Origin of the sequence: Pseudomonas neustonica (assembly GCF_003797945.1) — a bacterium.
Taxonomy (GTDB): Bacteria; Pseudomonadota; Gammaproteobacteria; order Pseudomonadales; family Pseudomonadaceae; genus Halopseudomonas; species Halopseudomonas neustonica.
This window is the reverse complement of record NZ_RKKU01000016.1, coordinates 42370-54423: the sequence shown is the minus strand read 5'-3', so window position 1 is coordinate 54423 and position 12054 is coordinate 42370. Positions and strand designations below refer to the sequence as shown.

Here is a 12054-nt window from a genome sequence, read left to right as displayed (position 1 = left end):
TGAGTCAGCGGCATCCAGATGAATAAGCCGCACATCATACCGGTGCGGCGGCGATGCCGCTATCCTCAGGCCTTATCGTCCCAAAATGGCCGCGCAGCCTCGTTCATAGCCTCCGCCCGCGAAACACCAATATCCTTCATTTGCGCATCAGACATGGTCAGCAGCAGGCGGCGCTCATAGCTTACCTGTTGCCAGCGTCGAAGCTTGAGCCACGCCTTAAAGGCAAGGGCCTGCAAACGATTACGCACAATCTTTAGCGGTAGCGCTCTAACACGGATAGATATCGAGCTGGCTTTCATAGCAACTTCCTCCATGACGGTAGAGGAAGTTTGGAACTTGAATTAATATCAATCCAACGAATGTTTCTTATGAAAAACATCTCAGGAATTGATCAATGGCCGAATATCCCACGATTGACAGTGAACTCCTGCGCACCTTCGTCGCCATAGCTGACCAGGGCGGCTTCACCCGTGCCGCCGAGGCACTGAATCGCACCCAGTCGGCGGTCAGCATGCAGATGAAAAGACTGGAGGAAGACGTCGTAAAGCGCAGCCTGTTTCAACGTGTCGGCCGTCAACTGGAGTTAACCCCCGAGGGCCAGGTATTACTCAGCTACGCACGTCGAATTCTCAAACTGCAAGGCGAAATCATTAGTACGCTGCGCGAACCGCATATGGTCGGTTCTATCAAGGTTGGCACACCAGACGATTATGTAATGCGCTTTTTACCCAGTATTCTCGCCCGCTTCGCGCAAAGCTATCCGATGATACAGGTTGAGCTGCACTGCGAGCCCTCTTACCAGTTGCTTCAGCGCAAAGATCTCGACCTGACCATCGTCACCCGTAAACCGGGGACTGAGATAGGACAGCTGCTACGTCAGGAGAAATTGGTTTGGGCACAAGCCAAGGGGTTTGCTCTACACGAACAGCCAAGCCTACCTTTGGCCATGTTCAACAGTGACTGCTTTTGCAGGGAGTGGGCATGCAACGCATTGGAGACCATGGGACGCGATTACCGACTGGCTTACACCAGCCCAAGCCTATCCGCGATTATGGCTGTAGTGGGCGCAGGACTGGCAGTGACCGCGCAACTGGAGAGCCTGATTCCAGCAGGAATGGAGATTATCGGCAGCGAGCTGGGCCTACCGCTAATGCCCTCAGCCAGCATTGTGCTGCTGCGTAACAATCTGGCACAGACGCCCATAACCGAGTGTCTTGCCGAGTATATTGCAGACGGGTTTAGTCTTTGACCGCGACGCCCTGATACAAGTACGTCATTGGGCGCGGCCCGGGGATGTATTCAGCACTCAGCTCCGGCAACACAAAGCCCGCCTGGGTCAAAAGCTCTGGAATATTCCGGTTAAGATGACAACCACCAGCGATTGGCTTCCACCAGGGAGTTAATCGGTGCTGCCAGCGCTGCACCGCTGAGTCAGCAGCCAAACCATGCTCACAAAACAGCAATTCAGCACCTGGCTTTAGCACACGCCGCATTTCCGTCAGAGCAGCTATCGGCTCGACAATACTGCACAGGGTGAACGTCATGACAATGCAATCAAAGGAATCGTCCGCCGCATCGATACCATCCGCGCCCACCGCAACCATGTCGACTGGAATACTGATCTGCGCTGCGCGCTTGCGCGCCAGGTGCTGCATTTGCGCCGCAGGATCAACTCCCACAATGCGCCGGACCTTGCTCGCATCGTAATAGCGCAGGTTGAGGCCGGTGCCGATCCCCACCTCAAGAACCTCACCTTGGGCACGGGGCACCAACTCAGCCCTGCGCGCCATGACATCACCCATCCCGCAGGCAACATCTATCAACCGCGGTAGTACAAAGCGCTCATAAGGATTCATCAAGCCTCCACCGTGAAGCCAGACCCGCCCCGACTCAGTCGTTAACCCAACTCAGGGTGCGCGGCCGTGCCTGCTGAACATCGAACAAATGCCCAACATCAGGTACAGCATAGCAACGATCTCCGCGTTGCGGCTGCCAGCGATTGAATTCGACGTGGCTAATACCCACTTCCCATGGCTCTTGCGCCACCCAACCACAGGGCGCCAACTCAAGCCGAACCTCTGCACCAATCAAACTGATGGATTCAATACGCAACGGCAGGTTCGCATGTGGCGCAGGGCAGTCCTGCAGCCGCACTTCATGGGGCCGCAAGTAGAGCTGCGCCTCACCAGAGCACTCAAGCATCCCTGGCAGCTGAACCCAGGCATCACCCTGAGTCATGCGCTGCTGCGCCAGCTGACCATCCAGCACATTGACGTGGCCGAGAAAATCGAACACAAAACGGCTTTCCGGTTGCGCATAAAGTGCCTGCGGGCCACCCACCTGCTCGACCTTGCCGGCACTCATTACCACGACGCTGTCGGACAACTCCAGCGCCTCTTCCTGATCATGGGTCACAAAAACGCTGGTGAAATGCAACTCATCATGCAAGGCGCGTAGCCAGCGTCGAAGATCCTTGCGGACCTTGGCATCAAGCGCCCCGAACGGCTCATCAAGCAAAAGTATCTCCGGCTTCATCGCCAGGGCACGAGCCAGGGCGATGCGCTGCTTCTGTCCACCTGACAACTGCGCCGGATAGCGTGAGGCCAAATGAGCCAACTGCACCATATCCAGCAACTCGCCAACCTGCTTGCGAATTTCCGCCGCGCCAGGCCGCTGCGCCTTGGGCATGACCTCCAAACCAAACGCAATGTTCTGCGCCACCGTCATATGCCGAAACAACGCGTAGTGCTGAAACACAAACCCGACACGGCGATCACGCACGTGCAAATCGGTTACATCTTCACCATGAAAGAGGATCCGGCCCTGCTCAGCAGACTCAAGACCGGCGATAATCCGTAGCAGCGTCGTTTTACCCGACCCCGAAGGGCCAAGTAAGCCGGTCAGTTGGCCGTCAGGGATATCCAGCGAGATATCCTTTAACGCCTGAAATTGACCGAAGTACTTATTGATACCTTCTAACCTGATACTCATCAAAGACTGTCCGTTTGATCTGATACCGGCGCGCGTTGACGCTCCTGTCGCCACTCGACAAAACTCTTGACCAGCAGCGTAAGCAAGGCAATACCTGCGAGCAGGGAGGCACTGGTAAAGGCGCCCGCCACGTTGTAATCCTGATAAAGCAGCTCGACGTGAAGCGGCAAGGTATTGGTCTCCCCGCGAATATTACCGGATACCACAGACACAGCCCCGAACTCGCCAACTGCGCGCGCGTTGGTAAGCACAACGCCATAGAGCAAAGCCCACTGAATATTCGGCAATGTCACCTTACGGAAAAGCTGCCAGCCCGAGGCACCCAGCACGACACCCGCTTCTTCCTCCTCCCTACCCTGCTGCTGCATAAGAGGGATGAGCTCCCTTGCGACAAAGGGACAGGTGACGAAGACGGTGACCATGACAATGCCAGGCCAGGCAAACATCAACTGGATATCCTGGTCCAGTAGCCAACCACCAAGCCAACCATTGCTGCCGTACAGCAACAGGTAAAGCAAACCGGCAACGACGGGAGAAACGGCAAAGGGGATGTCGATCAGGGTGATCAATACCTTCCTGCCCGGAAACTCGAATCGGGTAACCAACCAGGCTAGAAATACACCGAATACGAGGTTGATGGGCACCGTCATGGCGGCGACAAAGAGCGTAAGAGCAATCGCCTCTAGCGTGTAGGTGTCAGTCAAATTAGCCCAGAGGCTATCCGCGCCGTCGGCGAACGCCTGGCTAAAAATCAATATCAGCGGGATAACCAGTAACAAGAGGGTCAACGTAAGCGCAGAGCCAATAAGGCTCCACTTTACCCAGGGTTGATCACCGATACGAAGGCTTGATTTGACACGACTCATAACGTCTTACCGTCCCTGCAGGCGGCGCAGGTAACGCGCCTGCCACAAATTGATTACCAGCAGCAGTAATAGCGACGCCATAAGCACGACCGATGCGATAGCACTGGCCGCCGCATAGTCATATTCCTGCAGGCGGACGAATATCATCAGACTGGTGATCTCACTCACGTAGGGCATATTGCCGGCGATAAAGATCACCGCGCCAAACTCACCCAGACTGCGAGTAAACGAGAGCGCTACGCCAGTCATCAAAGCCGGCCACAGAGAGGGAAACAGAATACGCCTGAACACCGTCCAGTCACTTGCCCCCATGCTAACGGCCGCCTCCTCATCCTCTGTCGGGAGGTCTTCCAGCACCGGCTGCACCGTCCGGACCACAAAGGGCAAACTGGTAAAAGACATTGCAATCACGATGCCCAAAGGCGTAAAGGCCACCTTGATACCCAGCTCTGTCAGAAACTGGCCATACCAGCCTCCTTCCGAAAACAGCGCGGCGAGCGTGATGCCGGCAACGGCAGTAGGCAGGGCAAAGGGAAGGTCCATAAGTGCATCGACCAAGCGCTTACCCCAGAAGTCGTAGCGCACCAGAACCCACGCCATGAGCAGACCAACAATGCCGTTGAAGACAGAGGCAATGGCTGCAGCCCAAAGCGTAACCTTATAAGAGGCGACAACTCGCTCGTCAGTAATAACCGCCCAATACTCGGCCCAGCTCATGCCTGAGGTCTGCATGATCAAACCCGTCAATGGCAGCAGCAATACCAACCCGATGAACAGCAGTGATATACCCAAACTCAAAGCAAAGCCCGGCAAGACGCGCTTGCCGGGCTTATTTCTATCTGCCGATGTAGAACCGGCTAAAGATGTACTCATGAACTGATTCGACTACCTGCGTTGAAGTTGGTCCAGTTTACCACCACTGGCGAAATGCACCTTCATCGCATTCTCCCAACTACCGGCAATCTCTTCGATCGGCAGCAGCTGAAGGTCAGGAAAACGATCGGCAAACTCCTGCTTCACCGTTTCGTTATGAACGCGGTAGTTGAACCCGGCAATCAAACGCTGAGCGTCTTCGCTGTAAAGATGCTCAAGGTAGGCTTTTGACACAGCCTCGGTATCATTGCGCTCAACGTTACGGTCGATCCAGGTAACCGGAAACTCAGCCAAAAAGCTTACCTTGGGTACCACAACTTCAAATCCCGCATCCGGGTTCTGCGCGACGATATTGTTAACTTCAGACTCAAAGGTCAGCAACACGTCGCCAATACCACGCTCAATAAATGTGGTGGTTGCACCACGTCCACCGGTATCGAATACGGCAACATTACCCAGGAACGACTTCAGATAGGCGTCTTCCTTGGCCTCATCACCTGGGTAAGCCTTTTGCGCGTAACCCAAGGCGGCAAGATAACTATAGCGGCCATTACCTGACGTCTTGGGATTAGGCATTACCGAGCTGACATCGTCACGCGCCAGGTCATCCCAGTTCTGAATGTTCTTGGGGTTACCCTTGCGAACCAGAAAAGCCATCGTGGAGTAGTACGGCGAGCTTGCGTTGGGCAGACGATCACGCCAATCCGCCGGAATCAGATCGCCCCGTTGATGGAGGATATCTACGTCAGTTACCTGGTTATAGGTGACAACATCGGCACGCAGACCCTGCAGAATCGCTTGTGCCTGACGCGATGAGCCAGCGTGGGATTGTTTTATCTCCACGGTGTTTCCGGTCTCTCCCTGCCAATATTCCACAAACTGTTCGTTATAGGCAGAGAACAACTCACGGGCGATATCGTAGGACGAGTTAAGAATTTCCTGATCAGCAGCCTGAACCGGAGTGATGATCAAACCTGTACCTACGGCCACTACGCTAGCCAGGCTTTTTAGCCGACCAACCACTGTTAATTTATCGAACATACCCAAACTCCTAGGCCTATCCAGAAACAGGCTGACATTGAGAAATAATGGAGTCAGCCTACAGAAAGGCTTTAGATAGAACAATAAGCTCTTTAGACGGTTTTATTTAGCACATAAAGCGCTAAGGAATAAGCAGCTATGCAAGCTGCAAGCTGCAAGCTGCAAGCTGCAAGCTGCAAGCTGCAAGCTGCAAGCTGCAAGCTGCAAGCTGCAAGCGTTAACAGGATGGGGGTCGGGTTTAGCCAGTCAAGTTTTATTTGAACTGTGGGTGGGCTTTGGGCTTTGGGCTTTGGGCTTGGGCTTGGGCTTGGGCTTGGGCTTGGGCTTGGGCTTGGGCTTGGGCTTGGGCTTGGGCTTGGGCTTGGGCTTGGGCTTGGGCTTGGGCTTGGGCTTGGGCTTGGGCTTGGGCTTGGGCTTCTAGCTTCTAGCTTGCGGCTTGCGGCTTGCGGCTTGCCGCTTTCCCACGCACAAAGTAAAACCCCCGACCTGTTTCCAGATCGGGGGTTTCGGTGTTAGCGCTTGACGATGATCTGGCCGGCACTCCGGTACTCTCATCATCACTTTTTTAAGCCAAAAAAAATGCCCTGATCATTTTTGATCAGGGCATTCGGTATAAGCGCTTGACGATGACCTACTCTCACATGGGGAGACCCCACACTACCATCGGCGATGCATCGTTTCACTACTGAGTTCGGGATGGGATCAGGTGGTTCCAATGCTCTATTGTCGTCAAGCAATTCGTTACTGCCCGGCGAACCGAACAGCTTAAAAGCTTGAATACGTGATAGAAGAACGGTAAATCGTAATCTCGACAAGTTCTAGAACTGTCATTCTGTGTGTCCTGATAACACCAGATTGCTTGGGTGTTATATGGTCAAGCCACACGGGCAATTAGTATTGGTTAGCTCAACGCCTCACAGCGCTTACACACCCAACCTATCAACGTCGTAGTCTTCGACGGCCCTTTAGGGGAGTCAAGCTCCCAGTGAGATCTCATCTTGAGGCAAGTTTCCCGCTTAGATGCTTTCAGCGGTTATCTTTTCCGAACGTAGCTACCCGGCAATGCATCTGGCGATACAACCGGAACACCAGGGGTTCGTCCATCCCGGTCCTCTCGTACTAAGGACAGCCCCTCTCAAATCTCAAACGTCCACGGCAGATAGGGACCGAACTGTCTCACGACGTTCTAAACCCAGCTCGCGTACCACTTTAAATGGCGAACAGCCATACCCTTGGGACCGGCTTCAGCCCCAGGATGTGATGAGCCGACATCGAGGTGCCAAACACCGCCGTCGATATGAACTCTTGGGCGGTATCAGCCTGTTATCCCCGGAGTACCTTTTATCCGTTGAGCGATGGCCCTTCCATACAGAACCACCGGATCACTAAGACCTACTTTCGTACCTGCTCGACGTGTTGGTCTCGCAGTCAAGCGCACTTTTGCCTTTATACTCTACGCACGATTTCCGACCGTGCTGAGTGCACCTTCGTACTCCTCCGTTACTCTTTGGGAGGAGACCGCCCCAGTCAAACTACCCACCATACACTGTCCTCGATCCAGATAATGGACCAGAGTTAGAACCTCAAAGTTGTCAGGGTGGTATTTCAAGGTTGGCTCCACGCAGACTAGCGTCCACGCTTCAAAGCCTCCCACCTATCCTACACAAACAAATTCAAAGTCCAGTGCAAAGCTATAGTAAAGGTTCACGGGGTCTTTCCGTCTAGCCGCGGATACACTGCATCTTCACAGCGATTTCAATTTCACTGAGTCTCGGGTGGAGACAGCGCCGCCATCATTACGCCATTCGTGCAGGTCGGAACTTACCCGACAAGGAATTTCGCTACCTTAGGACCGTTATAGTTACGGCCGCCGTTTACCGGGGCTTCGATCAAGAGCTTCGCCGAAGCTAACCCCATCAATTAACCTTCCGGCACCGGGCAGGCGTCACACCCTATACGTCCACTTTCGTGTTTGCAGAGTGCTATGTTTTTAATAAACAGTTGCAGCGGCCTGGTATCTTCGACCGGTCTCAGCTTACGGAGTAAATCCTTCACCAAAACCGGCGCACCTTCTCCCGAAGTTACGGTGCCATTTTGCCTAGTTCCTTCACCCGAGTTCTCTCAAGCGCCTTGGTATTCTCTACCTGACCACCTGTGTCGGTTTGGGGTACGATTTCTAGTTACCTGAAGCTTAGAAGCTTTTCCTGGAAGCATGGCATCAACCACTTCTCTTTCTAAAAGAAAGATCGTCATCAGTTCTCGGTCTTAAGCGCCCGGATTTACCTAAGCACTCAACCTACCACCTTAAACACGGACAACCAACGCCGTGCTGGCCTAGCCTTCTCCGTCCCTCCATCGCAGTAACTAGAAGTACGGGAATATTAACCCGTTTCCCATCGACTACGCCTTTCGGCCTCGCCTTAGGGGTCGACTCACCCTGCGTCGATTAACGTTGCGCAGGAACCCTTGGTCTTCCGGCGTGGGAGTTTTTCACTCCCATTGTCGTTACTCATGTCAGCATTCGCACTTCTGATACCTCCAGCCAACTTCTCAATTGACCTTCACAGGCTTACAGAACGCTCCTCTACCGCTCATCATAAGATGAACCCGTAGCTTCGGTGTATGGTTTGAGCCCCGTTACATCTTCCGCGCAGGCCGACTCGACTAGTGAGCTATTACGCTTTCTTTAAAGGATGGCTGCTTCTAAGCCAACCTCCTAGCTGTCTAAGCCTTCCCACATCGTTTCCCACTTAACCATAACTTTGGGACCTTAGCTGACGGTCTGGGTTGTTTCCCTTTTCACGACGGACGTTAGCACCCGCCGTGTGTCTCCCGTGCTGACACTCGCTGGTATTCGGAGTTTGCATCGGTTTGGTAAGTCGGGATGACCCCCTAGCCGAAACAGTGCTCTACCCCCAGCGGTGATACACGAGGCGCTACCTAAATAGCTTTCGAGGAGAACCAGCTATCTCCGAGCTTGATTAGCCTTTCACTCCTATCCACAAGTCATCCGCTAACTTTTCAACGGTAGTCGGTTCGGTCCTCCAGTGCCTGTTACGGCACCTTCAACCTGCCCATGGATAGATCGCCCGGTTTCGGGTCTATACCCAGCGACTAAACGCCCTATTAAGACTCGGTTTCCCTACGCCTCCCCTAGACGGTTAAGCTCGCCACTGAATATAAGTCGCTGACCCATTATACAAAAGGTACGCAGTCACAGAACAAGTCTGCTCCCACTGCTTGTACGCACACGGTTTCAGGTTCTATTTCACTCCCCTCACAGGGGTTCTTTTCGCCTTTCCCTCACGGTACTGGTTCACTATCGGTCAGTCAGGAGTATTTAGCCTTGGAGGATGGTCCCCCCATGTTCAGTCAACGTTTCACGTGCGCCGACCTACTCGATTTCACAACTAAGAGCCTTTCGTGTACGGGGCTATCACCCACTATGGCGGCACTTCCCAGAGCCTTCCACTAAACTCAAAATTGCTTAAGGGCTACTCCCCGTTCGCTCGCCGCTACTTGGGGAATCTCGGTTGATTTCTTTTCCTCAGGGTACTTAGATGTTTCAGTTCCCCTGGTTCGCCTCACACACCTATGTATTCAGTGTGTGATACCTAGCTTATGCTAAGTGGGTTTCCCCATTCAGAGATCTCCGGATCAAAGGTTATTTGCCACCTCCCCGAAGCTTTTCGCAGGCTATCACGTCTTTCATCGCCTCTGACTGCCAAGGCATCCACCGTGTGCGCTTATTCACTTGACCATATAACCCCAAACAATCTTAAGCACCGCTAATAAATTAGCCGGCCTAGATTATTAAGTGATATTAGGTTTACTACAGAATTAACGACAATTCCGGAACTTGCACTTGAGATTACAAGTTTACCTTAGCCATACAACATGCAGTGATACATGCTATATGTCTGTACTTCTATCACATATCCAAATTTTTAAAGAGCGTCTGGTTCAGAGACCAGACATCAATGATCCAGCAAGCTGATCATTCATGTATGAACTCTGAGTTCCAATCTATGGCGAAATACTTGTCTGCTGCGTCGTCCTGGTGGAGCCAAGCGGGATCGAACCGCTGACCTCCTGCGTGCAAGGCAGGCGCTCTCCCAGCTGAGCTATGGCCCCGTTCAGACCTTCACACCTCGACAATTGGTGGGTCTGGGCAGATTCGAACTGCCGACCTCACCCTTATCAGGGGTGCGCTCTAACCAACTGAGCTACAGACCCAATCGCCTTTCTTTATGAATCAAGTAATTCGTGTGAGTGCTTGAAGAGCGTCGTGTGATCTATCGATTAAGGAGGTGATCCAGCCGCAGGTTCCCCTACGGCTACCTTGTTACGACTTCACCCCAGTCATGAATCACACCGTGGTAACCGTCCTCCCGAAGGTTAGACTAGCTACTTCTGGTGCAACCCACTCCCATGGTGTGACGGGCGGTGTGTACAAGGCCCGGGAACGTATTCACCGTGGCGTTCTGATCCACGATTACTAGCGATTCCGACTTCATGGAGTCGAGTTGCAGACTCCAATCCGGACTACGAGAGACTTTGTGGGATTAGCTCCACCTCGCGGCTTGGCAACCCTCTGTATCCCCCATTGTAGCACGTGTGTAGCCCTGGCCGTAAGGGCCATGATGACTTGACGTCATCCCCACCTTCCTCCGGTTTGTCACCGGCAGTCTCCTTAGAGTGCCCACCATTATGTGCTGGTAACTAAGGACAAGGGTTGCGCTCGTTACGGGACTTAACCCAACATCTCACGACACGAGCTGACGACAGCCATGCAGCACCTGTGTCTGAGTTCCCGAAGGCACCAATCCATCTCTGGAAAGTTCTCAGCATGTCAAGGCCAGGTAAGGTTCTTCGCGTTGCTTCGAATTAAACCACATGCTCCACCGCTTGTGCGGGCCCCCGTCAATTCATTTGAGTTTTAATCTTGCGACCGTACTCCCCAGGCGGTCAACTTAGTGCGTTAGCTGCGCCACTAAGAACTCAAGGTTCCCAACGGCTAGTTGACATCGTTTACGGCGTGGACTACCAGGGTATCTAATCCTGTTTGCTCCCCACGCTTTCGCACCTCAGTGTCAGTATCAGTCCAGGTAGTCGCCTTCGCCACTGGTGTTCCTTCCTATATCTACGCATTTCACCGCTACACAGGAAATTCCACTACCCTCTACCGTACTCTAGCGAAGCAGTTATGGATGCAGTTCCCAGGTTGAGCCCGGGGATTTCACACCCATCTTACTTTGCCACCTACGCGCGCTTTACGCCCAGTAATTCCGATTAACGCTTGCACCCTCTGTATTACCGCGGCTGCTGGCACAGAGTTAGCCGGTGCTTATTCTGTCGGTAACGTCAAAGTTACAGCGTATTAGGCTATAACCCTTCCTCCCAACTTAAAGTGCTTTACAATCCTAAGACCTTCTTCACACACGCGGCATGGCTGGATCAGGGTTTCCCCCATTGTCCAATATTCCCCACTGCTGCCTCCCGTAGGAGTCTGGACCGTGTCTCAGTTCCAGTGTGACTGATCATCCTCTCAGACCAGTTACGGATCGTTGCCTTGGTGAGCCATTACCTCACCAACAAGCTAATCCGACCTAGGCTCATCTGATAGCGCAAGGCCCGAAGGTCCCCTGCTTTCTCCCGTAGGACGTATGCGGTATTAGCGTCCGTTTCCGAACGTTATCCCCCACTACCAGGCAGATTCCTAGGCATTACTCACCCGTCCGCCGCTCTCAAAGGAAGCAAGCTTCCTTCTACCGCTCGACTTGCATGTGTTAGGCCTGCCGCCAGCGTTCAATCTGAGCCATGATCAAACTCTTCAGTTAAATACTGATTGGGTTTTGTGAAAACCCTAAACTTGGCTCAGCTTTACAAAAAACTCTAGAATTCACAGAGTAACTTGCTTGGCTGATAATCTTTCGGATCATCACATCCATTCAGCAAGCACCCACACGAATTACTTGATTCAAATTGTTAAAGAGCGATTCGGTCAGCGTCTCCGCCTAACCAAGGCCGCGTATTCTACGCTAACCTTCTGTTCCGTCAAGCTTTTTTTTGAAGTTTTTAACCGCTTCAAAAACCGCTTGAGTGACTCGTTCCGGCTTTGCCGTTGCGTGTCAGGGAGGCGCATTCTACAGGAGCCAAACCCCTTGTCAACACCTTCCGTCAAACTTGATGAGAGCTTCTCATCGTTCCGATTCAGACCTTAACTTCAGCCCCGAACCAGAGCGGCGCATTCTACGCCATCTCGCCAGCCTGTCAACCCTTA

General features: G+C 53.0%; 8 protein-coding genes, 2 tRNA genes and 3 rRNA genes. 2 read left to right on the top strand and 11 right to left on the bottom strand.

The genetic code is table 11. From position 1 onward, the window contains the following. Window positions 1-65: 65 nt before the first annotated feature. A complete protein-coding gene (locus EF096_RS12880; protein WP_123890099.1) occupies window positions 66-299 on the bottom strand; it encodes a DUF1127 domain-containing protein in 234 nt (77 codons plus the stop codon). A gap of 95 nt (window positions 300-394) precedes the next feature. On the opposite strand from EF096_RS12880, the gene EF096_RS12875 reads away from it, so the two are divergent. After that, complete coding sequence (locus tag EF096_RS12875; RefSeq protein WP_123890097.1) at window positions 395-1249, top strand: LysR family transcriptional regulator; 855 nt, start codon at window positions 395-397, stop codon at window positions 1247-1249. On the opposite strand, the gene EF096_RS12870 is transcribed toward EF096_RS12875, so the two are convergent. From EF096_RS12870 to cysP, 5 genes are read right to left on the bottom strand one after another with little or no spacing between them, the layout of a single operon-like run. Further along, window positions 1239-1856 carry a class I SAM-dependent methyltransferase gene (locus tag EF096_RS12870; RefSeq protein WP_123890095.1) on the bottom strand — a complete coding sequence of 206 codons (618 nt, stop codon included), beginning with the start codon at window positions 1854-1856 and terminating at the stop codon, window positions 1239-1241. The genes EF096_RS12875 and EF096_RS12870 overlap by 11 nt on opposite strands. 34 nt (window positions 1857-1890) lie before the next feature. Continuing rightward, window positions 1891-2991, bottom strand: coding sequence for a sulfate/molybdate ABC transporter ATP-binding protein (locus EF096_RS12865; protein WP_123890093.1), 1101 nt, complete (start codon window positions 2989-2991; stop codon window positions 1891-1893). Beyond that, a complete protein-coding gene (gene cysW, locus EF096_RS12860) occupies window positions 2991-3857 on the bottom strand; it encodes a sulfate ABC transporter permease subunit CysW (protein WP_123890091.1) in 867 nt (288 codons plus the stop codon). The genes EF096_RS12865 and cysW overlap by 1 nt, the downstream gene beginning before the upstream one ends. A 6-nt stretch (window positions 3858-3863) precedes the next feature. Then, the gene (gene cysT / locus EF096_RS12855) at window positions 3864-4730 is read right to left on the bottom strand and encodes a sulfate/thiosulfate ABC transporter permease CysT (protein ID WP_123890089.1); all 867 of its coding nucleotides are present in this window, start codon (window positions 4728-4730) and stop codon (window positions 3864-3866) included. Between the two features lie 12 nt (window positions 4731-4742). Continuing rightward, window positions 4743-5771, bottom strand: coding sequence for a thiosulfate ABC transporter substrate-binding protein CysP (gene cysP, locus EF096_RS12850; protein WP_123890087.1), 1029 nt, complete (start codon window positions 5769-5771; stop codon window positions 4743-4745). Window positions 5772-6039: 268 nt separating this feature from the next. Here cysP and EF096_RS20310 point away from each other — a divergent pair, with 268 nt between their 5' ends. Continuing rightward, window positions 6040-6192: a hypothetical protein gene (locus EF096_RS20310; protein ID WP_158611279.1), complete on the top strand. Its 153-nt coding sequence runs from the start codon at window positions 6040-6042 to the stop codon at window positions 6190-6192. Between the two features lie 197 nt (window positions 6193-6389). Here EF096_RS20310 and rrf read toward each other — a convergent pair. From rrf to EF096_RS12825, 5 genes are all read right to left on the bottom strand, one after another. Beyond that, window positions 6390-6505: ribosomal RNA gene (gene rrf / locus EF096_RS12845) — 5S ribosomal RNA — on the bottom strand. Between the two features lie 136 nt (window positions 6506-6641). Continuing rightward, a 23S ribosomal RNA gene (locus EF096_RS12840) occupies window positions 6642-9531 on the bottom strand. 298 nt (window positions 9532-9829) lie between these two features. Then, window positions 9830-9905: transfer RNA gene (locus EF096_RS12835), tRNA-Ala, on the bottom strand. Window positions 9906-9930: 25 nt separating this feature from the next. Next, window positions 9931-10007, bottom strand: a tRNA-Ile gene (locus EF096_RS12830). 67 nt (window positions 10008-10074) lie between these two features. After that, a 16S ribosomal RNA gene (locus EF096_RS12825) occupies window positions 10075-11611 on the bottom strand. Together the 16S, 23S and 5S rRNA genes with 2 tRNA genes alongside form the textbook arrangement of a ribosomal RNA operon. Window positions 11612-12054 lie beyond the last annotated feature (443 nt).